Raw genomic sequence first — 22,442 nt, forward strand, 5'->3', positions numbered from 1 at the left:
TCAGCTCAGCAGCTCCGTGGTGGTGACCGCGCGCAGGCCGCGGTGGGCTAGTTCTTCCAGGACGGCGGGGAGCGCGGCGACCGTGTCCGCGTATCCGAAGTGCAGGCTCACCACGGATCCGTTGCGGATCTCGCCGATGATCTCGGGTGATGGCGGGGGCGCCCCCACCTGGCGGGGGGATGCGGTGTGGGTGGCTGGGGGTGCGACCGCACCTGTGGGGGAGCAGCCGGTGGCCAGGGTTGCGGTGGCCAGGGTTGCGGTGGCCAGGGCGATGCCTGTGCGGAGTGCGGTGCGGCGGGTTGGGGGCGTGGTCACCCGAACCATTTAAGGGTGAGTCGGGCCCGATAGGGGCGATTAGTCCTCTTGGGGGGCGAGGCGGGCGCGGCTGCCGTCGGTTCGCTTTCCGCCGGTGGTGGGTCGGGTCCGTGCCGGTACATCCGCCCGTCGTGGCCGGTGGATCAGACGTGGGAATACAGGAACCGTCTCCAGATCCGAACGGGGCGACGGGCATGTGATGTACCGGCACGGCCCCTCCCGCGCGCTGGCGGGTGCGGGTGCGTGGGGGCGGGCGTCCAGATCTTTCAGCCCGTCCGGCGTTCGCGGACGAGGCCGTTCAGGCCGAAGCGGGGGGCTGGGGGCGGCAGCCCCCAGGGATGGGAATGGGTAGGGGCGGCGGGGGCGAAAGACGTTCTGGACGCGCCCGCGCCGGGGGGGGTACCCGGGGCGAAGGTCGTGCATAGGGAAACGGCCGGAGGGGCGGATCTTTTGGATCACGCAGGGTCGTCTGCGATAGTCGGCGGTGCGACCTCCACCCATTGACCCGGGCCATGGTTGTCGCCGGTGCCGTGGTTCACACCCCAACTCGTTCCACGGTGCCCCGGAACCCCCGGCCGCTCAGCGGTCGGGGTTTCCGCGTGCGAGGGGGTCAGCGGTCGGCGACCCGCATCTCGAACCACGTCGTCTTGCCGCGCGGCAGCAGGTCGACGCCCCAGCGGTCGGAGAGCTTGTCGACGAGGAAGAGGCCGCGCCCGCTCAGGTCCAGCTCCTGGACCGGCATCAGACAGGGAAGACCCCGCGAGGGGTCACGGACCTCGATGCGGATCCAGCCCCGGCGGTGCAGCATACGGAGCCCGAAGACGCGGGCGCCGGTGTGCCGCACGGCGTTGCCGACGAGCTCCGAGACGAGTAAGACGGCGTCCTCCGTCAGCTTCGGCGACAGCCCCCAGTGCCGCAGGACCACGACCTGCGTGAGCCGCCGCGCAGTGGCCGCGGACTCCGGGCGGGACGGCAACGGCACCTCCGCCTCTGTCGGATTGCCGAACAACTCCAAGGCCTTCAGAGCCCGTTCGTCCTCGACCGCAGGCGTCCAGCGCGCCGCGGTCGCACTCCCGTGCCGCCGCGGCTGTTCGATACCCTCCAGCCCCGCCATGCCCCCATCATGGCCGCCCAGAGCCCCCTTCGGGGCCGTTCCGCAGGAATAAGCCCCCCGGAACGCGCCATTCCGCACCATTCGGTAGGCATATGCCGCAGGCAGGTCGGAGCGCCTCGGAGCCCGTCCGACCTGCCCTTTCCGGCCACTTGGAGGCAATCGCCGCCGTCCCCCCAGGGGTCAGGCTTAAGGTTGCCTTAAGGCTCGCATAAACCGCCCCTTCGGGGGACGCGGGTAATACATCGCGTCAACTGCAAGTGGTTCAGCGGAACTTCGGGAGTGATTCTCGCCGTAGCGGTGAAGGCGTCACGCCCCCTCGCCCGAGGCCACCGTCAGACGAACTTCGCCTTCCCCGGCCCCTCCTCCACGAAGCTCCGCATCCCCCGCTCACGGTCCTCCGTCGCGAACAGGCCCGCGAACCAGTTCCGTTCAATGGCCAGCCCGGTCTCGATGTCCGTTTCCAGGCCCGCGTCGATGGACTCCTTGGCGGCGCGCAGCGCGATCGCCGGGCCCTGTGCGAGCTTCGCGGCCCAGGCGTGCGCGGCGGTGTACACCTCGTCGGCCGGGACGATCTGGTCCACCAGGCCGAGCGACAGCGCCTCGTCGGCCTTGACCATGCGGCCGGTGAAGATGAGGTCCTTGGCCTTGGAGGGGCCGATCAGGCGGGACAGCCGCTGGGTGCCGCCCGCGCCGGGGATCAGACCGAGGAGGATCTCCGGCTGGCCCAGCTTGGCGTTGTCCGCGGCGATGCGGTAGTCGGCACAGAGGGCCAGTTCGCAGCCGCCGCCGAGCGCGTAGCCGGTGACGGCGGCGACGACCGGCTTGGGGATGCGGGCGACGGCGGTGAAGGAGTCCTGCAGGGCCCGGGACCGTACGACCATCGCGGCGTGGTCCATGGCCTGCATCTCCTTGATGTCCGCGCCCGCCGCGAACACCTTCTCCCCGCCGTACAGCACCACCGCCCGCACGTCCGCCCGGCCCGAGGCCTCCTCGGCGAGTTCCTTGAGGCGGTCCTGGGTAGCGACGTCCAGCGCGTTCATGGGCGGGCGGTCCAGACGGATGGTGCCCACACCTTCGGCCACTTCGAGATGCACAGTCATGGACAGCAGGTTAGTGGGCGTTAACGACAACGGGCCCGGTGTGGTCGGTCACAACACGCACACCGGGCCCGCGGTCAGGAGGATCTAAGCGGCGCCGGGGAAGTGCGGGTGCGTTCCCGCGTCGTTCGGTGCGTGCTCTCGGCGTGCCGGGCGAAGGTCCTCGTAGCGGAGCTACTTGGGCCTTCGCCCGGTGCGGCGAGAGTGCGTGCCGGGCGGCGTGGGTGCGTGCCTGAACTTCCCTGGGGTCGCTTAGGCGGTCCACTCCGACCAGGACATGTTCCAGCCGTTCAGGCCGTTGTCCGGAGCCACCGTCTTGTCCTTGGAGTTCTTCACGATCACCACGTCGCCGATGATCGAGTTGTCGTAGAACCAGGCCGCCGGCACCTTGCGGTCGTAGCCGCCGCGGACGTCGCGTACGCCGATGCAGCCGTGGCTGGCGTTGTAGTTGCCGAAGGCACCGCCGCCCCAGTAGTTGCCGTGGATGAAGGTGCCCGACTGGGTCAGGCGCTGGGCGTGCGGAACGTCCTTGATGTCGTACTCGCCGCCGTAGCCGACCGTCTCACCGTTCATGCGGGTCACCGGGAGGCGCTCGGTGATGACCATCTGGCCGTTCCAGGTGTCGTAACCCGGCTTGCCCGTGGTGATCGGGATGGTCTTGAGGACCTTGCCGTCGCGCTTGACGACCATCTTGTGGGTCTTGGCGTCGACGGTGGTGACCTGGCTGCGGCCGATCGTGAACTTCACGGTCTTGGACTGCTTGCCGTAGACGCCGGGGCGGCCCTCGACGCCGTCGAGGTTGAGGGTGACGGTGACCTTCGTCCCGGCCTTCCAGTACTGCTCGGGACGGAAGTCGAGGCGGTCGTTGCCGAACCAGTGACCCTCGACGTCGACCGCCGGCTCGGTCTTGATCTTGATGGCCTTCTCGACGTCGTCGGGCTTCGTGATGCCCCGCGTGAAGTTGATGGAGAAGGGCATCCCCACGCCGACCTTGGAACCGTCCTCCGGCGTGTAGATGCCGACGAAGGTGTTCTTCGGGGTGAGCGTGGTGAACGCGGATTCCTCGGCGGCCTCGCGGCCGGCGGAGTCCTTGGCCACCGCGTGGACCTTGTACTTGGTGGCCGAGGAGAGGTGGGTCGAGGGCGTCCAGGTGGCGCCCCCGTCCGTTATCTCGCCGTCGACCGGGTTGCCCTTGGTGTCCTCGACCGTGACCTCGGTCAGCTTGCCCTTGGCGGCGGTCACCTTGAGGGCGCCGCTGGTCTTCACGTCGCCGGTGCCGTCCTTGGGGGCGATGGTCACGACGGCCTGCGAGGCCTTCGTGTCCGCCGTGGCGGAGCCCTTGCCCTTGCCGTCACCCGAACCGGACCCGGAGTCCGAGTCCCCTCCCCCGCCGCAGGCGGTCACGGCGAGCAGCAGGGCGGCAAGGAGCAGTGCCAGAGCTCCCCGCTTCCCGCGTGTCCGCGCGCCAACCGACGCCCCCGATATCGGTCGCCCGTTCAAGTTCGTTCTCCCCTCGCACGGCCTGATCAGGCCCGCACTCCCCATCAATTGTCCGCCGCCGGGGCACCCGAGCCAGTGGCGAGAGCCCGACCGTGCTCGGCCCTGCGGGCCTCCGCGCGCTCGGCGTCCCGCCACTGGCACCCCTGCTGCTCACGGCGTGTCCCACGCGCGTATCGCGCTAATCAATCACACGACCTGGGGAAATGGCTCCCCCAAGATTGTCACCGTTCCGTTCCAACTTCGGTCGTGCGGGGCGCCGCTGGAGTGCACTGTGTGCGTACCCCTATGTCCGGCTAGTACACCGCCCCACCCGCTTTCCACTCCTTCCAGGTCATATTCCACCCTCCGAGCCCGTTGTCGGGAGCCACCGTTTTGTCTTTGCTGTTGACGACCTCGATGACGTCGCCGACGAGGCTCCGGTCGAAGAACCAAGCGGCCTGGGTGTCCTCCTTGCCGCCCTTCACATCGCGCAGCCCGATGCACCCGTGCGTGACGTTCGAGGCGCCGAAGGCCTTGGAAATCCAGTAGTTGCCGTGCAGGAAGGTGCCGGAGGTGGTGAGCCGCATGGCGTGCGGGACGTCCGGGACGTCGTACTCGCTCTTGCCGTCGGACTTCTTGAAGCCGACCGTGGCGCCGTTCATCCGGGTCATCTCAAGCATCTCGCTGACCACCATCTTCCCGTTGTACGTGGGGGTCTTGGCGGCGCCCGCGGTGATCGGAAGGCTGGCGAAGAGGTCACCGTCGCGGTGTACCTCCATGGTGTGCGCGGCGACGTCGACGGTGGAGACCTGGCTGCGGCCGACGGTGAACGAGTAGGTCTTGTGCTGGAGTCCGTACACGTCAGGTGCCGCCTCGACGTCCCGCAGCCGCAGCGAGACCGTGATCTTCGTGCCCGGCTTCCAGTACTTCCGGGGGCGGAAGTCGACACGGCCGTTGCCGAACCAGTGCGGGCGGACCTCGACGGGGGGCTGGGACGTCACCTGGATGGCCCGCTCGACGGCGGCCCGGTTCTCGATCTCCCGGTTGAACTCGAGCGAAACGATCATTCCGGTGCCGACGGTGGACCGGTTCTCCGGGGCGACGTAGGCGATGAACCGCTCCTCGGGGACCGACGTCGTGAACGTCGTGTGCCGCGCCGAGCGGCGCCCGCGTCCGTCGAGGGCCACCGCGTCGACGGTGTACTTGGCTGCATGGGCGAGCCGCTTGGCGTCGGGCGTCCACCGCAGGCCGTCGGCGCTGATGCGCCCGGGCACGTCGAACTCCTCGGCGTCCTGGGATCTGACAACCCTCACGGACTCCAGGCGCCCGCTGGGCACCCGTACTTCGAGTCTCTTCTGGGGGCTTACGTCCTTGCTGTTGTCGTCCGGCGAGACGCGGATGACGTCCTCGGCCGACGGTGGTTTGCCGAATACGTCGTCGAATCCGCCCGCGGTGCAGCCGGAGGCTCCGGCCAGCAGGCCGGTCCAGGTCAGTACGGCGGCCAACGCGGCCCCTGCGCGCCGCGCGCGCGTCTGTGCGTGCTTCACACCACGCCCAACGACTGTGCCCCGCTGGGGAAACGTGAGTGCGAGCCACCCTCTGGGCAGAACAGTGGGGAGGACGACGTGACGGGGAGCCGTGGCCGGGACGCTCTGGGCCCCCTTGCGCGTGGTTCCACGAGCCGCGGGAGGCTGACCGGTGTCGAGCGCACCCGAGCAGGAGGCAGTCGAGGCAGCCCAGGAGGGACGGGCCGCGGGCCGCGGGCTGCCCGGGCAACAGGCGGCCCCGGCCGCGGACGGCGGGCCGGCCGAGCAGGACACGATCCTCGCCACGGGGGGCGGCCTGCCCGAGCAGGAGACCATCCCCGCCGCGGGCGACGCGCTGCCCGCGCAGCCGGGCTCCGCGCTGAACGGCGCCCAGCGGAGCGCGGCGCCCGCCGTGTCCGTGTGGCCGGGCGCCCCCACCCCGCTCGGGGCGCGCTTCCGCGTCGGCCCCGACGGCGCCGCGGGTACCAACTTCGCCCTCTGGGCGGGCGGCGCGGAAGCCGTGGACCTGTGCCTCTTCGACGAGCGGGGCGCCGAGACCCGTGTCCCGCTCGCCGAACTCACCCATGAGATCTGGCACGGCTTCGTCCCCGGCGTGCTGCCGGGCCGCCGCTACGGCTACCGCGTGCACGGTCGCTGGGACCCGTGGACCGGCGCCCGCTGGAACCCGGCGAAGCTGCTCCTCGACCCGTACGCCCGTGCCGTCGACGGCGCCATAAAAATCAAACACAGCAGCCTGCCGCCCGAGGTGTACGGGCACGTCCGGGACTGGCCCCAGCAGCAGGTCGCCGACACCGTGCGCGACGACCGGGACTCGGCGCCGTACGTTCCGAAGGGTGTCGTCGTCCACGATGACGACGACTGGTCGGACGACCACCGCCCGAAGACCCCGTGGGCGGACTCGGTGATCTACGAGCTGCATGTACGGGGGTTCACGCGCCTGCACCCCGGGATTCCGGAGGAGCTGCGGGGCACGTACGCGGGGCTCGCCCACCCGGCCGCGATCGAGCACCTGGTCCGGCTCGGCGTGACGGCCGTGGAGCTGCTGCCGGTGCACCAGTTCGCGCACGAGGACCATCTGCTGAGCAAGGGCCTGCGGAACTACTGGGGCTACAACTCGATCGGCTATTTCGCGCCGCACGCCGGCTACGCCGCCTCCGGTACGACCGGGCAGCAGGTCGGCGAGTTCAAGCGGATGGTGCGCGCGCTGCACGCGGCCGGCATCGAGGTCATCCTCGACGTCGTCTACAACCACACGGCGGAGGCGAGCGAGCTGGGCCCGATGCTGTCGCTGCGCGGCATCGACAACCGTGGCTACTACCGGCTCCAGTCGGACGCCCGCCGGTACGCGGACTACACGGGGTGCGGGAACACGCTGCACGTGGTGCAGCCGCATGTGCTGCGGCTGATCACCGATTCGCTGCGGTACTGGGTGACGGAGATGGGGGTGGACGGCTTCCGTTTCGATCTGGCCGCCGCGCTGGCCCGCTCCATGCACGACGTCGACATGCTCTCGCCGTTCCTCGCGGTCATCGCCCAGGATCCGGTGCTGCGGCGGGTGAAGCTGATCGCGGAACCCTGGGACGTCGGGTCCGGCGGGTACCAGGTGGGGTCCTTCCCGCCCCTGTGGACGGAGTGGAACGACCGGTACCGCAACGCCGTACGGGACTTCTGGCGCGGGGCACTGCCCGACGTACGGGATCTGGGGTACCGGCTTTCGGGGTCGAGTGACCTGTACGCCTGGGGTGGGCGGCGGCCGTACGCCTCGGTGAATTTCGTGACCGCCCATGACGGGTTCACGCTGCGGGACCTCGTGTCGTACGAGCGCAAGCACAACGAGGCGAACGGGGAAGGGAACCGGGACGGTTCCGACGACAACCGGGCATGGAACTGCGGGGCGGAGGGAGAGACGACCGACGAGCGCGTACGGGCCCTGAGGCGGCGTCAGTTGAGGAATCTCCTGACCACGCTGCTGCTGTCCACCGGGGTGCCGATGCTGGTCGCCGGGGACGAGTTCGGGCGGACCCAGCGCGGGAACAACAACGCGTACTGCCAGGACAACGAGATCAGTTGGGTCGACTGGTCGTATCTCGACGACCCCGGGTGCCGGGCGCTGTTCGAGCTGACGTCCCGGCTGATCGCCCTGCGGCACGAGCATCCCGTCCTGCGGCGGCGGGCGTTCTTCTCCGGGCGGGCCCATTCGGCCGACGGACTGCGGGACCTGGCGTGGTTCACCGCGCGGGGCACCGAGATGACGGAGCGGGACTGGTACGCGCCCGCCGCGACGCTGGGGATGTATCTGTCCGGGCGGGACATTCCCGGGCGCGACGCGCGAGGGGTGCCCGTCGTGGACGACAGCTTCCTCGCCGTGCTGCACGCCGGGGACCGGCCGGTGAGTTTCGTACTGCCCGGGTCGCCGTGGGCCGAGCGGTACGAGGTGGTCGTCGACACCTCGCGGGAGGAGCAGGGGGAGGCGCCGGGCGTGGTGCACCGGGCGGGGGTGGCGGTCACGGTGCCGGGTCGGGCTGTTCTGCTGCTGCGGGTGGTGGGGTGATTCTCAGCCCGTCCGGCGTTTGAGGACGAGGCCGTTCAGGCCGATGCGGGGTCTGGGGGCGGCAGCCCCCAGGGACGATGGGGTCCCCCCGCTCTGGGGGTACCTCCCAGGCCCTTGAGGCACTGGGGGGAGAAGCCGAGAGTGGGGGAGGGTAGGGGCGGAGGGGGCGAAAACCATCCGCAGGCCCAGGGCCATCGAACGATTCACGTCCGGCCAAAACTCGGTGGGCGCTGTCAGTGGCGAACCGTAGGCTCGCCGGTGATGTCCACTACAGACGCGGTGACCAAGAACCGGGCCGGGAACGAGAAGTGCACTGACAGCGAGAGCCGTGCCACTGTCGAAGGCCGTGGCGGGCATGCGACCGTACGGAGCCTGCTGCGGCTGTGGCCGTACGTGCGGCCGGTACGGGTGCGGCTGTTCACCGCCGCCGGCATCGCGATCATCGCGTCATGCGTGGGGCTGGTGATTCCGCTCGTCCTGAAGTGGATGGTCGACGGGCCGGTCGCCGGCCGGGATCCGGCCGGGGTGTGGCTCGGGGCGCTGTATCTGCTGTTGCTCGGGTTCGCCGAGGCGTTGCTGTTCGGGCTGCGGCGGTGGCTGGTGGCGCGGCCGCTGTCGCATGTCGAGGCGGAGATGCGGGCGGATCTGTACCGGCATCTGCAGCGGCTGCCGGTCGCCTTCCACGACCGGTGGGCCTCGGGGCAGTTGCTGTCCCGGGCCACGACGGACCTGATGCTCTTGCGCATGTTCCTCGCGTTTCCGCTGACATTCCTGCTGGTCAACGGGGTGGCGATCCTCGTCGGCATGGCCATCATGCTGATGCAGGACTGGACGCTCGGGCTGGTGATCCTGGGGCCCGCCGTGCCCGTGATGATCACCTGCGTGATTTTCGAGCGGCGGTACTCCGAGGTCGCGCGGCGGGCGCAGGACCAGGTCGGGGATCTGACGACCGTCGTCGAGGAGAGCGTGCTCGGCATCCGGATCATCAAGGGGTTCGGGCGGCACCGGAGTCAGGCACGGGCGTTCCGTGAGCTGTCGCGCACGCTGCGGGGAACGGAGCTGCGGAAGGCACGGCTGCTGGCGACGATCTGGGGCGTCATCGTGACGTTGCCGGAGGTGGCGATCGGGGCGGCGCTGGTGCTGGGGACCGTGCGGGTGGCTGACGGGGAGTTGTCGGCGGGGACGTTGGTGGCGTTTCTGTCGACGGCACTCGCGCTGCGGTGGCCCGTCGACTCCATCGGCTTCCTGCTGGCGATGAGTCAGGAGGCGGCGACGGCGACGGAGCGGTACTTCGAGGTGATGGACGCGGAGCCGGAGGACGCGTCCCCGGACCGCGCGGTGACGACGGCTGCCGCGGCCGGCGTCAAGGACAGCGGGCTTCGGTTCGACGCCGTCACCTTCCGGTACCCCGACGCCCCGTCCGGCTCCCCTCCCACCCTCGACCGCGTGGACCTCCACATTCGCCCCGGCGAGTCCATGGCCCTCGTCGGTGCCACCGGAAGCGGGAAGACCACCCTCACCGCGCTCATCCCCCGCCTCCACGAGGTGACTTCGGGGCGGATCACCCTCGACGGCCAGGACGTCGCGGCGCTGCCCAGAGAAACGCTGCGCACCCTCGTCGCCGTCGCCTTCGAGGAGCCGACCCTCTTCTCGGCGAGCGTCGGCGACAACGTGCTCATGGGCGCCGGCGACGACGCCCGGGCCGATGAGCTCGAGCGGGCGCTCGCCGTCGCCCAGGCCGGGTTCGCGCACGCGCTTCCGCAGGCCACGGACACCCAGGTCGGCGAGCAAGGACTCAGCCTCTCCGGTGGCCAGCGGCAGCGGCTCGCCCTGGCGCGGGCCGTCGTCGGCCGGCCCCGCTTCCTGGTGCTCGACGATCCCCTGTCCGCCCTCGACGTCCACACGGAGGCCGCCGTCGAGGCCGCCCTGCGGCACGTGCTCGCGGACACCACCGCCCTGATCGTCGCCCACCGACCGTCCACGGTCCTGCTCGCCGACCGTGTCGCCCTGCTCTCCGGCGGCCGTATCACCGCCGTGGGCACCCACCACGAACTCCTGCGCACCAACGCCGAGTACGCCCACCTGATGTCCGGAGAAGAAGGGGAGAACCCGCGATGACGGCGCCCACCACATCCGTGCCCGGCGCCGACGACCAGCAGGAGCCCTCCCAGCCCAGCGGCCCGGGTGACCCGTTCGACCGCGATGTCCTGCCCACTCCCCCGGGTGCGACGACCACCCTGCTGCGCTCCCTGCTCGCCCCGATGAAATCCCGGGTCGCCTTCACCACGCTCCTGCTGCTGCTCCAGCAGGCGGCCGTGCAGGCGGGCCCGCTGCTGGTGGCGTACGCCATCGACGGCGCCGTACCCGCGTTCCGCCGCGACGACCTCGGTCCGCTCATCGCCGTGGGCGTCGCCTACCTGGTGTGCGCGCTCGCCTCGGGCGGACTCCAGTACGCGTTCGTCATCGCCGCCGCCCGCGTCAACCAGGACGTGCTGCTCGATCTGCGCGGGCGGATCTTCCGGCACGCGCAGGCGCTGAGCATCGACTTCCACGAGCGCTACACCTCGGGCCGGCTCATCTCCCGCTCCACGACGGATGTCGAGTCGCTGCGCGAGCTGCTCAACGAAGGCCTGCAGGAGCTGGTGACCGTCGTCCTGTCCTTCGTGTACATCTCGGCGATGCTGCTCTGGCTGGACCTGGGACTCGGCGCGCTCGCGGTGGCGTCGTTCGTGCCGCTCTATCTGCTCGTACGGATCTACCAGCGGCGCGCGGGGCGGGTGTACCGGATCCGGTCGACCGCCATCGCCGCCGTGATCGTCAAGTTCGTCGAGACCATGAACGGCATCCGCCCGGTGCGCGCCTTCCGCCGCGAGGCCGCCAACGACGCCGCCTTCCGGGTGCTCAACGAGCGACACGAGCGGACGAACGGCGACGCCCTGCTGGAGATGGCCCGCTATGTCGTCAGCTCCCGGATCGTCGCCAACACGGCGGTCGCGGGAATCGTCCTGTGGGGCGCCTACCGGGTGGCCTCGGGCTCGCTGGCGCTGGGTGTCCTGGCGGCGGCGGTGCTCTATCTGCGCCGCCTGTACGACCCGATCGACCGCCTCGGCATGTTCCTCAACTCGTACCAGTCCGCGGCGGCTTCGCTGGAGAAGATCGCCGGCCTGCTGGCCCAGACGCCGTCCGTGCCGGAGCCGTCAGCCCCCCAGCGGTTTCCGGACCTCCGGTCGGAACACCCGGGCCGCGAGGTCGTCTTCGACGGCGTGCGGTTCGCCTACCGCACCGGCGGCGAAGTGCTGCCCCGCTTCGACCTCACGCTCCCGGCCGGACAGACGGTGGCCGTCGTCGGCTCGACGGGAGCGGGCAAGTCGACCCTGGCCAAGCTCCTGGCCCGTTTCTACGACCCCTCGGACGGCCGGGTCCTGCTCGACGGCGTCGATCTGCGCGACCTCTCCGTGCCCGAACTGCGGCGCGGTGTGGTGATGGTGACCCAGGAGGCCTTCCTGTTCTCCGGCACGGTCGCCGAGAACATCGCGATCGGCCGCCCCGACGCCTCCCGCGAGGAGATCGAGCGGGCCGCGAAGGCGATCGGCGCCCACGACTTCATCAGCGCCCTGCCCGACGGCTACGACACGGACGTACGCAAACGGGGCGGCCGCATCTCGGCAGGCCAGCGCCAACTGGTTGCTTTCGCACGGGCGTTGCTCGCCGATCCGGCGGTCCTCGTCCTCGACGAGGCGACCAGCTCCCTGGACATCCCCGGCGAACGGGCCGTCCAGCGCGCCATGTCGACGGTTCTGCGCGGCCGTACGGCGGTGGTCATCGCACACCGGCTGTCGACGGTGGAGATCGCCGACCGCGTCCTGGTGATGGAGCACGGACGGATCGTCGAGGACGGCACACCGGCCGAACTCGTCGCGGGCACCGGCAGATTCGCGGACCTGCACCGGGCGTGGCGCGACAGCCTCGTTTAGCGGCGGACGGCGGGCAAGTGGCAGAGGACGTGACCGGCGCCCCGACGATCTCCGTGTACGGCCGCCGAACGATCCGTATACCGAACATGACCGTCCGGACAACGGACCATTTCCAGCCAAGTTGTTGATGCGCTCCTGACAGAGAGCCAGATCACCTGCGACTCTTCCCACGGCTGCATCACAGCAACCCCACAGCACCATCGCTGTGTTCGCCGTGCTCCCCCCATGCACCTGGTTCCGCGTTCACCCCGTTCTGCCCGGACAGGGAACCCACCGTCCGGATCCCCACTGGCCGCGCGACCCGTGGCCACGCAGAAGGAGTCAGTGTTGAACAGCAGTTCCTCCGACAGACGCACCTCCCACAGACCCACGTCTGCCATCACCAAGCGCCGTATCGCGGGCGTCGCCCTCGTCGGCGTGTCCGCCCTGCTGGCCGCGGCCGTCCAGTCGGGCGCCGCTGCCGCCGCACCGGAGAAGGCACCGTCGGCGGCGGGCAAGGCCAACCCGGGCGCTGTGCCCGTCAAGCTCTCCCCCGCCCAGCGCGCCGAGCTGATACGCCAGGCCGAGGCCACCAAGGCGGAGACCGCCAGGGACCTGGGCCTCGGCGCCAAGGAGAAGCTCGTCGTCCGTGACGTCGTCAAGGACGCCGACGGCACCCTCCACACCCGCTACGAGCGCACCTACGACGGACTCCCGGTCCTCGGCGGCGACTTGGTGGTCGAGACGGCCAAGTCGGGTGCGACCGAGGCCATCACCAAGGCCGGCAAGTCCACCATCAAGGTGGCGTCGCTGAAGCCGGCGGTCGCCGCCGCGAAGGCCGAACAGCAGGCCCTGGGCGCCGCGAAGGCCGAGGAGGCCGAGAGCCCCGGCGTCAACCGCGCGCCCCGCAAGGTCGTCTGGGCGGCGAGCGGCACGCCCGTGCTCGCGTACGAGACGGTCGTCGGCGGCTTCCAGCACGACGGCACCCCGCAGGAGCTGCACGTCATCACGGACGCCACCACCGGCAAGAAGCTGTACGAGTGGGAGGCGATCGAGACCGGCACCGGCAACACGGTGTACAGCGGCACGGTCACGCTCGGCACCACGCAGTCCGGGTCGACGTACAACCTCACCGACGGCGCGCGCGGCGGTCACAAGACGTACAACCTGAACCGCGGCACCTCCGGCACCGGCACGCTCTTCTCGGGCCCCGATGACGTGTGGGGCAACGGCAGCCCCTCCAACCTGGAGTCGGCCGCCGCCGACGCGCACTACGGCGCGGCGCTGACCTGGGACTACTACAAGAACGTGCACGGCCGCAGCGGCATCCGCGGCGACGGCGTGGGCGCGTACTCGCGCGTCCACTACGGCAACAACTACGTCAACGCCTTCTGGTCGGACAGCTGCTTCTGCATGACGTACGGCGACGGCTCGGGCAACGCCAACCCGCTCACGTCGATCGACGTGGCCGCCCACGAGATGACGCACGGCCTCACCTCGGTCACCGCGGGCCTCAACTACAGCGGCGAGTCCGGTGGCCTGAACGAGGCGACGTCCGACATCTTCGGCTCGACGGTCGAGTTCTACGCGGCGAACTCCTCCGACGTCGGTGACTACCTCATCGGCGAGGAGATCGACATCAACGGTGACGGCACGCCGCTGCGCTACATGGACAAGCCGAGCAAGGACGGCGCGTCCAAGGACAGCTGGTACTCGGGCATCGGCTCGATCGACGTGCACTACTCGTCGGGTCCCGCGAACCACTTCTTCTACCTGCTGAGCGAGGGCAGTGGCACCAAGACCATCAACGGTGTCACCTACGACTCGCCCACCTCGGACGGCCTTCCGGTCACCGGGATCGGCCGCGCCAAGGCAGAGCAGATCTGGTTCAAGGCGCTCACCACGAAGTTCACCTCGACCACCAACTACGCGGGCGCCCGCACCGGCACCCTCGCGGTGGCCGGTGAGCTGTACGGCACGACGAGCGCCGAGTACAAGGCGGTGCAGGACGCGTGGGCGGCCGTCGCCGTCGGTTCGCGCTCCGGGGGCGGCGGTGGCGGTACGTCCTTCGAGAACACGGCCGACGTGGCGATTCCGGACAACGGAGCGGCGGTGACCTCGTCGATCAACGTCACCGGCCGCACCGGCAACGCCCCGTCGAACCTCGCGGTCGCCGTGGACATCACCCACACCTGGCGCGGCGACCTCGTCATCGACCTGCTGGCCCCGGACGGGACGGCGTACCGCCTGAAGAACTTCAGCTCCTCCGACTCGGCGGACAACGTCAACGAGACCTACACGGTCAACGCGTCCTCCGAAGTCGCCAACGGAACCTGGAAGTTGAGGGTCCAGGACCAGGCGGCGCAGGACGTCGGCACCATCAACAGCTGGAAGCTGACGTTCCCGTAGACCGTCTGCCGGCCCGAGCTCAAGGGCTGACGTCCCGGTAGACGAACGAAGGCGGCACCCGGAAAGAGGCAGCTCCGGGTGCCGCCCTACTCTTGCCCCATGCCCTACACGTACGAGGACGTGGGCGCGACCCGCGAGGACCGCTGCCCGCCGGGCTTCCACCGACTGCACGTCCGCACCCGCATAGGCGAGGGCGAGGCCGTCTTCCGCCGCGCCTCCGAGGCCCTGATGACCTGGGAGCTGCACCGGGCCATGGGCGTCGGCATCTCCGCGACCGCGGACAAGGCGGCCCCCGGAGTCGACGTCACCGTAACCCTCGGCCCCATCAAGGCCCCCTGCCGCGTGGTCTGGACAGCCGAGGAATACCGCCGCACGGCCTGGGCCTACGGCACCCTTTCCGGCCATCCCGAGTCCGGCGAGGAGGCCTTCATCATCACCCGCACCGGCGACGGCACCGTCTGGCTCACCATCACCGCCTTCAGCCGCCCGGCCAAGTGGTACGCCCGCGCGGGCGGCGCCGCGACGAGGGGGCTGCAGCACGCGTACGCCCAACGGTGCGGGAAGGTGCTGCGGCGGTTGTGCGCGGGGCTGGACCCGATGTGACGTGAACGGCAGGGGCCTGACGTCCCCTACCGGCCGCCGGACGTGAGCGACGAGCGCCTCCCAAGTTGCCGCCGGGCCTGTCACAGGCTGCCGCCCCGTGTCCTTCGCACCGCGGATTCCGTGCGAGCGCAGAGGTCCTCCCGTCCGCTGGACGGGAGGACCTCTGATCTGGTGTTTCCAGCCGTTACTTCTTGTCGATTTGGAGCAAGCCGCTGTAGTCAGCCGTGATCGTGTGGCCGTAGAACGGGTCCGTACCGGTGGTGCGGGCGAGCACGCTGGCCTCGCCGCGCTGGAAGGGCACGCTGCCCGTGGGCGTGGCCTGCGCGGTCCACGGCGTGGGTTCGCCCGGCACACATGCCACCGGTGTGCTGTACGAGCCGCGGACGGTGGCGCCCTCGACGGTCTGGCTCACGGTGCCGTACGACTGGACCGTGACAGGCGCATTGCAGGTGACCGTGCCGTGGACGACGGCCTTCCCGGTGTCCCTGTCGGCGACGGCATCGGCGGCGACCTGCAGCCCCACCGCGGTCTCGGCGGGCGGCTCCGGATTGGTCAGGCGGACTTCGCCGCGCACCGATTCCGTGGCTCCCGGACACCGCTGTTCGAAGGAAGCGTCGAGAGCCTTCACATAACCGCGGGTCGCGAACTCCACGGAGCGGATGGTGAAGGAGCCCTCGGCAAGACAGTCCCGGCCGTTGCCCCGGAGCTCGATCCGGGGCTCACCGGGGGCCGGATTGGCCTTGGCTCCGGTGTAGGTGCCGGGCACCAGCGGCTGGGACGGGCCCCACGGCGCCTCGAGATGCAAGGACCACGTGTCGCCGTTGGCACTGTCGACAAACACACCGACGCCGGTTCCGACACCGTCGCTGGTGGTGAAGCCCTGGACGGTCATTCCGTCCTGGGAGCCATCGCCATCGGTGTACGAGTACGACTGTCCGGCGCTGATGTATTCGCCCGCATCCCCGCTGAAGGCGAAGGTTCCGGACTCGACCTCATACGCCTGTGCCGTGCCGCCCAGCAGGCCCGACACAACCGCCGTAAGGGCCAGCGTCGCAGCGACGCCGGGGGTGATGCGCGTGTACGTGCTTTTGCGTGCAAGGAATCTCAAGAAAACTCCAAATGTGAAGAGGGGTGGTGAAGTACGGCGGCCGTTCAGCTCTTACTGAGGGACACGCTGGCTGTCCCGAGGTCGGTGACGACTGTGTGCCCGTACACCGGGTCAGTTGCCTGTGCCTTGAACTCGACCGCGGCATCGCCCTTTTCGAAGGGAACGCCGCCGGTGACGGTCCCGTCCGCCGCCCAGGCGGCGGGCGTGCCCGGTGTGCAGTCGACCCGGGTGTGGTACGAGGCAGTCGCAAGGCTGCCCTTGGCCACTACTTGACTGAGGCTGCCGTTCACCAGCACGTTGACCGGCTCGGTGCAGGTCACGGTGCCGTGCACGGCGGGTTTCCCGTCCGCTCCGACGGTGCCGGACGCGGCGATGTCGACGCCGAGCGTCAGCTCCGCGGGGGGCGGCGGGTTGGTGAGGTGGACCTGGCCGGTGAGCCCGGGGGCCACGCCCACGCAGTTCTGCTCGAAGCTCGCGTCCAGCGACTCCACATAGCCGCGCGGTCCGAGCACCATGCGGTCGATGGTGAAGGATCCCTCGGACTCACAGCCGTAGAACGTGCCGCTGACGGAGAGCCTCGGCGCACCGAGCGCCGGCGTGTCGGAGGCGCCGGTGTAAGTACCCGGGACCAACTGCTCCCCGTACTCGGCTCCCATGACGACACTCCAGCGATCGCCGTTGGCGCCTTGGACGATGACGGTGACCTTGTTCCCGTCGTTGTCCCAGCCTGCGTACATGGCGTCGGCCGAACTTTCACCGTCGCTGTACGCATACGAGTATCCACCGCCGACGGGGTCCCCGACTTCGCTGACGACATCGAGCGTCCCGGATTCCACTTCGACGGCATTCGCCGGCGAACTCACCAGCAATCCCATGGCCGCCGCCCCGACGACCAGGGATGCCCCGATGGTTCTGGGCAGCCGGGTGAATGCGCCTAACCGCACGCGCAAATTCATCATTCCCCCAAAGGTAGGTTGACGAGCCGGGAATTCCCGACCGAGCACTGCCGCGACCCGTGCCACGCGCAGGCACGCCGACCAGGCGCCTTCGCCCCGTCCTCGCCGTGATCTGCCTGTGTGGCGTGCGGATTTCTAGTCAGGGCCATCACGGCGTGTCAACTGGTCACGCAAAAGGGAAGCTTGCGTACGGAGGTGATCGAAACCGGGATTTTTCGGCGGGGATTTCACCATGGGCGCGGCCTGACCCTGGTCGCGGCGCTCGCGGCGAACCGGGGAACCATTCCCGCCACTGACCGAAGAGGCAAGACAGCATGGGCCCAACTGATCAGCAAGGTTGGGCCAGTTACACGCTGACGACGACACCGATCGGTGGCTCCAGGCTCAGAGCAGGTTCACTTCGGTGTCACGGCTGGTGACTCGTCCATAGGCAGTCAGACAACCCGGAACGGGGAGTGCACCAAAAAATCACGAACCACCACGACACGTTACGGAGAAGGGTTCAATGGCAACTCATTCAGGACCCAGGTAACGGAGTTCTTCACCGATGGGCACGATATGGACACCACCATCGCGAATCTGCCACTCGACTGCACCTTTAACTTCAGACGTTGCAACAAATAGGCCCTGAATGCCGGGGCCATCTACATCCGAGACAGAAAGGCGAGCAATCTCTTTCAATTGATCATACAGCCAAGGAACATCGCCCTCTTGAATATCGCCACCATAAAAGACAAATGACGTCCAGTTAAACGGGCGATCAGGGAATCCCCACCCACCAGAGTAGTGACCGTCAACATTCTTCGAGATCACGCTCTCAATATGAGTCAATTGCTCTCGGTCGCACTCGATCCATCCCCTGATAGACACATACACGGCCACAGCATCATTCCGATCCGCTAAGGAACAATATTGCCCCGGCACCCCAATGGGTACCGGGGCAAACAACCATACAGTACCCCCTACTGGTCCCTGTCCGTGAGGCCTTAAGGCAGGATAATCGGTTCCGTGTCGATTACCGCTGGCAAGCGATAGCGCTGAGAGTATCTCCTGATCGCATCGACCACCCCGGGCCCCGGGGCACCGTCGAACTGGAAGTAAGGAACTCGGCCAGTGGCCCCAGCCATCTTGAAGGTTGCCTGGGCCTGCCGCCGGAACGCCTTCCCGAGTTGAAAATTCGCGGGTTTCGCCTGCGCGACGTACGTATCACTGACGGCGTCGAACTCCCGCCCCGCAGGATCGTTTTCGAATTTGACCCGCGATTCGCCCCGGAGGCGCTCCGCCAAGGCATCTGCTGATGGGTCGGGTTTATTCACCTTTACCAAGGAACCCATACCGGCATTGGCTGAACCGTCTCCGGCAGCCGCCCCGTCTGCCTCCCGAAAGGCCTGCCCCAGCTTGTCCGAACCTGATTGGATCCAAGGCACGCCGGCGGCGACGAGGCCCGCGCCGACTGCCATTGATGGTGCGCCCACAGGGCACAGGACCCCGGTCCCGCATTCGACGGCTCCGGAGCCGACGAGGACAAGCCCTGCGCCTCCGCTGAAGGCACCCCCGATCGTCTCAATAAGCCCCGACCAGAAGTCTCCGTTCGACAACAAGCTGCCGAGATAGTTGCCAGCGTTGGTGTTCGAATCTCCGGGGCCAGTGATCGGCCTGCAGATCTCGGCTGGGCCCGTGCCAGAGCATGAGTAGTAGGGGCCACTGCTCGTATTCGAGGTGCCGCAGTTGCTGTTGCAGGGATGATCCGGAGCCGGTTTGGAATCGTCGACGGCTTCGTTGGGTCGCCCATTGCCTGGTTGTCCGTCCGGGCGTGTCGGACAGCCTTCCTGGGAACCGCCGGCTCCTCCGCACGCGAGCCCCATACCGGTGGGGTCGGAGTAGGTGAGGGGGTTTTGGGCGGCGTAGCTGTAGCCATTGAGGGTTTGGTGCTTGTCGACTTCCAGCAGCGGGTCGACGCTGATGAACTGACCGATTCCGGGGTCGTATTCGCGGGCTCCGATGTGGGTCAGTCCTGTTGCTTCGTCGGCGGGCTTGCCCAGGAAGGCTTTGTCGTCGGGCCAGTTGGTGGCCTTCGGGCCGCGTGAGGCGCCGAACGGTGTCGTGTAGCGCTTCGTGACCGCGTACGTCGTGGCGTCCAGGGCGATGCTGGAAGTGCCGTGGTGGTCGGCGGCCAGGAAGTTCAGCTTGGTGCCCGAGGTGCCCGACACGGCGGTGCGGACGGCCATGGTCTGGCCCGCGGCCGTGTAGTAGCGAGTGCCGGACAGGGTCTTGGCGGTGCCCCTGACCGTCAGACGGACTTCCGTACCGCCGAGGTACAGGACCGTGTCGCCGTCGCCCTTCGCGCGGCGGATGAGGAGTTCACCCCCGGCGTCATAGAGATAGCCCGCCTCCTTCGCACCCTCGGTGGTTGCGGCGAGCTTGCCCTCGCTGTTCCAGTTCAGGGTCTGCTGAGCCGCCGTACCCGGGCGCCCGGTGGTGTTGCCGGTCGGGTCGTATGTGTACGTTCCCGCCGTGGCGCCGGTGGTCCTGGCCAGCGGGTGCGGCTGCCCCGCGGTTGTGCCGTACTCGTACGTCGTGGTGCTGTCGCCTGAGCCTGCGTGCTGGGTCTCGGTCTTGCGCTGTCCCGCGTTGTTGTACGTGTACGAGGTCCAGTACGGGGCCTGGCCGTCGATGTTCCCCACGGTGCGGCCCGAGGCCCCGCAGTCCGCCGTCTTCGGGGTCCAGGACTCCGTCAGGCGCCGGTACCCGTCGTAGGTGAAGCACTGGTAGTCGGCCTTGGTCGTGCCGCCCTGGGTCGTGCCGTCGAAGACCGACGTCACGTTGCCCGCGTCGTTCTGGGTGAAGTTCAGGTCCTGCGGCATGTAGGCGTGGACGTCGTCGGTGACGTACGCGCGGGTCAGGCGACGGAAGCCGGGCTCGTACGTGTAGTTGACGTACGCCTTCTTCGCCGAGCTGGTCGGGTCGGTGCCCAGGATGAGCTGGGTCAGGTCGCCCTGCGGTGAATAGGCCACGTCCTGCCGGTAGTTGGTGGTGCCCTGGGAGCTCAGCACCTGCCCGGTGGCGTTGTACTTGTAGCTGACCGTCTCGGTTGCCAGGCCGCCGACGGCTGGCTCGGTGGCCCCCTTCAGAGTGCCGTCCAGGTTGTAGTTGCCGCTGAAGGACAGCGTCTTGGCCACGCCTGCTGGCCGTCTGGCCGTCGCTGGTGCCGGAGTCGTACGAGATCGTCAGGTCGGGCCAGGGACCCGCAGCCGACGGCGGCACCCGCAGCGGGTACCACCAGGTGAAGTTGCCTGACGAGCCACCGACATCCCAGGTCGCTGACGACGACAGCGGAGTCGCCTTGTAGTCGCCGCCACCCGACTTGGTGCCCGCGGCCACCGCAAGAACGGTCGGCGCGCCACCGGCCGGAGAAGGTGACGGGCGCCGAAAGCTCGTGCGCGGAACGGTCGTTGGTGAAGTCGAGGGGCTCGCAGGTACGGCACATCGAGGCGGACTGGTTGGTGAGGACGCAGCCGGGCAGTTGCAGGTCAGCACCATGCCCTCACCGGCTGGAAGCGTGCCAAGCCCCCAGCGGCGAGTCCGTGCCGGGGCAGACGTGCGGTGCTGCTGGTATCAGGTTGCGCCGTGTGCTGCTGCGGCAGCTTCGATGCGCCGGGCCAATTCGATGTCGTGCTCGGCTACGTACCCGCCAAGGTCGCTTGAGCTAATGGAGACGCGCACGGTCTTGTACCCGAGAGTCGCGTCCGAGTGGTGCCCGAGGTCATCCTGAATGGCCGCGATGTGAACGATGAACGCCGCGCCCTGGATGTGCGGGATCGAGTACGAGCGCACAATCTTGCGGCCGTCTGTAGACCAACCGTTCAGGTTACTGATGCGCTCTTCGATCTGTTCCGTCGACAGAGCCTCAGCCACGGTCAAACCCCCTTTCCGATGGGCGCCAGCACCTCCGCCAGGTCCTGGCCGATCCGCTCAGCTTGCCACGGCGCCATGGCCACCTCCAGCGCCGCCAACTCCCGCCGGGCCCGTTCCGAACCCGTTTCCACCACGATTCCGGCCGCGTGCCGCGCAAGCTCTACCGCGCGCTCCGGCTCCCGCATCGCAGCGGCAGCCATAGCCTGTCGCCCCGTCCATACGCCGACATCCCGCCGGGACGTCGGCGGAGCTGACGGGATGACCTGTTGCCACACATGCTCAGCTTCGTGGGCCAGGCCAAGCCGTCCGTAGCACGTAGCGCGCTGCACCTCGACGTAGTGCGGAGTACGCAGGCAAGCTGTACCCCACACCTCGACGTCGACCCTGCCGAGCAGCCGCGCGGCCTTGTCGAGCAGCTCGTCGACCTGGCGCCGGTCGTTGATGAGGGAGGCACCGTGCGCCTGCTGCTGTAGCGCGAACACCTGCACTTCCGGCGACAGGTTCCGGGCGTCCATCAGCGCGCTCTCACAGAGATCCATCACGGCCGTGCCCATGCCCTGATCGGTGCGCGCCATGGCACGGTCCACCAGGGCACAGGCGACCGCTTCCCGGTCGCGGGATCTGTGCGCGAGTTCCTGTGCGACGTCGTGCCAGCGCAGCGCCGTTACCGGATCGCCTGCGTCGAGATGGAGCCAAGCGGCGAACGTTGCGTACGCCACCCCGACGCGCGCCATTCGCTGACGAGTCGGCCACTCCGCCGTGTTGACGAGCTGGCAGATCAGGTCGCACTGAGCGACGATCGTGCCGATAAGAGCACGTGGTCCGAGCAGCATGTCCGCGCGGTAGTGGCCATCCAGTTGCTGTTCGAAGTACGGGATCAACGCAGGGTCGACGTGCCGGGGAGCGATCACTCTCGTGGTCAGCACCATGGCTGCAGCGGTGCCGACGAACATCCGGCGGTCCACGTCGGCCACCTCCTCGCGGGGTGACCTGCTCACTTCGGCATGCGCTTCCCGCCGTGTCTGCCGGGCGACTGCCGCCGCTCGATCCAGCATCGCCAGCGGGACACCGAACACGATCGCAAGATGTCTGCGGGTTTCCGGGGTCGGGATGCGCCTGTCGCGCTCCCAGCGTCCGACCTCGCGTGCGTCCTTCGTGACCGTACCGGACACCCGGCAATAATCATCAGCGGTCTGCTGCTGCGTCCAACCGCGCTCGTTGCGTAGCCGCTTGAGCAGTTGGCCAATGGTCTCCATCACCACGGTGCCTCCGTCCTGGCCCCCATTCTGGCCCCCCAATTGGCCCGTAGACAGGCTCCTCCCCAAAACCAACTGCCCGGCTTTCCTGGACAGAGGGCTAAACCCACAAGACCCCCGCGACCGTGCGACCGGTCCG

15 protein-coding genes and 2 pseudogenes are annotated in these 22,442 nt (G+C 68.8%); 5 read left to right on the forward strand and 12 right to left on the reverse strand.

Annotated features, from left to right (window positions below):
• The 5 genes and pseudogenes from C4B68_RS11955 to C4B68_RS11980 form a co-directional block, all read right to left on the reverse strand.
• A pseudogene (locus tag C4B68_RS11955) lies at positions 1-135 on the reverse strand (polysaccharide deacetylase family protein); the annotation flags it as partial.
• 790 nt (positions 136-925) lie between these two features.
• Entirely contained in the window at positions 926-1,534 is a 609-nt protein-coding gene (locus C4B68_RS11965; RefSeq protein WP_167459302.1) for an ATP-binding protein, read from the reverse strand.
• A gap of 227 nt (positions 1,535-1,761) precedes the next feature.
• Positions 1,762-2,529, reverse strand: a complete 768-nt coding sequence (locus C4B68_RS11970; protein ID WP_099504768.1) for an enoyl-CoA hydratase/isomerase family protein — start codon at positions 2,527-2,529, stop codon at positions 1,762-1,764.
• Positions 2,530-2,778: 249 nt separating this feature from the next.
• A complete protein-coding gene (locus tag C4B68_RS11975) occupies positions 2,779-4,026 on the reverse strand; it encodes a L,D-transpeptidase (protein WP_240634309.1) in 1,248 nt (415 codons plus the stop codon).
• Between the two features lie 293 nt (positions 4,027-4,319).
• Entirely contained in the window at positions 4,320-5,552 is a 1,233-nt protein-coding gene (locus C4B68_RS11980; RefSeq protein ID WP_099504770.1) for a L,D-transpeptidase, read from the reverse strand.
• A 295-nt stretch (positions 5,553-5,847) separates the two neighbouring features.
• Here C4B68_RS11980 and glgX point away from each other — a divergent pair, with 295 nt between their 5' ends.
• From glgX to C4B68_RS12010, 5 genes are all read left to right on the forward strand, one after another.
• Complete coding sequence (gene glgX / locus C4B68_RS11990) at positions 5,848-8,103, forward strand: glycogen debranching protein GlgX (RefSeq protein ID WP_099504800.1); 2,256 nt, start codon at positions 5,848-5,850, stop codon at positions 8,101-8,103.
• Between the two features lie 261 nt (positions 8,104-8,364).
• Positions 8,365-10,221, forward strand: a complete 1,857-nt coding sequence (locus tag C4B68_RS11995; RefSeq protein WP_099504772.1) for an ABC transporter ATP-binding protein — start codon at positions 8,365-8,367, stop codon at positions 10,219-10,221.
• Positions 10,218-12,077, forward strand: a complete 1,860-nt coding sequence (locus tag C4B68_RS12000; protein WP_099504773.1) for an ABC transporter ATP-binding protein — start codon at positions 10,218-10,220, stop codon at positions 12,075-12,077. The genes C4B68_RS11995 and C4B68_RS12000 overlap by 4 nt, the downstream gene beginning before the upstream one ends.
• A 327-nt stretch (positions 12,078-12,404) precedes the next feature.
• A complete protein-coding gene (locus C4B68_RS12005; RefSeq protein ID WP_240634310.1) occupies positions 12,405-14,465 on the forward strand; it encodes a M4 family metallopeptidase in 2,061 nt (686 codons plus the stop codon).
• Positions 14,466-14,564: 99 nt separating this feature from the next.
• Positions 14,565-15,068 carry a DUF1990 family protein gene (locus C4B68_RS12010; protein WP_099504775.1) on the forward strand — a complete coding sequence of 168 codons (504 nt, stop codon included), beginning with the start codon at positions 14,565-14,567 and terminating at the stop codon, positions 15,066-15,068.
• A gap of 184 nt (positions 15,069-15,252) precedes the next feature.
• On the opposite strand, the gene C4B68_RS12015 is transcribed toward C4B68_RS12010, so the two are convergent.
• The 7 genes and pseudogenes from C4B68_RS12015 to C4B68_RS12040 all read right to left on the reverse strand — a co-directional run bounded on the left by C4B68_RS12015 (position 15,253) and on the right by C4B68_RS12040 (position 22,303).
• Positions 15,253-16,176 (reverse strand): hypothetical protein, encoded by a 924-nt coding sequence (locus tag C4B68_RS12015; protein ID WP_099504776.1) that lies wholly within the window; start codon positions 16,174-16,176, stop codon positions 15,253-15,255.
• Positions 16,177-16,220: 44 nt separating this feature from the next.
• Positions 16,221-17,039 carry a hypothetical protein gene (locus C4B68_RS12020; protein WP_099504777.1) on the reverse strand — a complete coding sequence of 273 codons (819 nt, stop codon included), beginning with the start codon at positions 17,037-17,039 and terminating at the stop codon, positions 16,221-16,223.
• Between the two features lie 606 nt (positions 17,040-17,645).
• On the reverse strand, positions 17,646-17,945 hold the full coding sequence (locus C4B68_RS12025) for a hypothetical protein (RefSeq protein WP_240634311.1): 300 nt from the start codon (positions 17,943-17,945) through the stop codon (positions 17,646-17,648).
• A gap of 173 nt (positions 17,946-18,118) precedes the next feature.
• The gene (locus tag C4B68_RS44705) at positions 18,119-18,592 is read right to left on the reverse strand and encodes a restriction endonuclease fold toxin (RefSeq protein ID WP_373682254.1); all 474 of its coding nucleotides are present in this window, start codon (positions 18,590-18,592) and stop codon (positions 18,119-18,121) included.
• A 372-nt stretch (positions 18,593-18,964) separates the two neighbouring features.
• A pseudogene (locus C4B68_RS43155) lies at positions 18,965-20,317 on the reverse strand (RHS repeat-associated core domain-containing protein); the annotation flags it as partial.
• Between the two features lie 430 nt (positions 20,318-20,747).
• Entirely contained in the window at positions 20,748-21,047 is a 300-nt protein-coding gene (locus tag C4B68_RS12035) for a 4a-hydroxytetrahydrobiopterin dehydratase (RefSeq protein WP_099504780.1), read from the reverse strand.
• 2 nt (positions 21,048-21,049) lie between these two features.
• A complete protein-coding gene (locus C4B68_RS12040) occupies positions 21,050-22,303 on the reverse strand; it encodes a helix-turn-helix domain-containing protein (RefSeq protein WP_240634692.1) in 1,254 nt (417 codons plus the stop codon).
• Positions 22,304-22,442: the final 139 nt, after the last annotated feature.

The organism is Streptomyces dengpaensis (genome assembly GCF_002946835.1).
Taxonomy (GTDB): domain Bacteria; phylum Actinomycetota; class Actinomycetes; order Streptomycetales; family Streptomycetaceae; genus Streptomyces; species Streptomyces dengpaensis.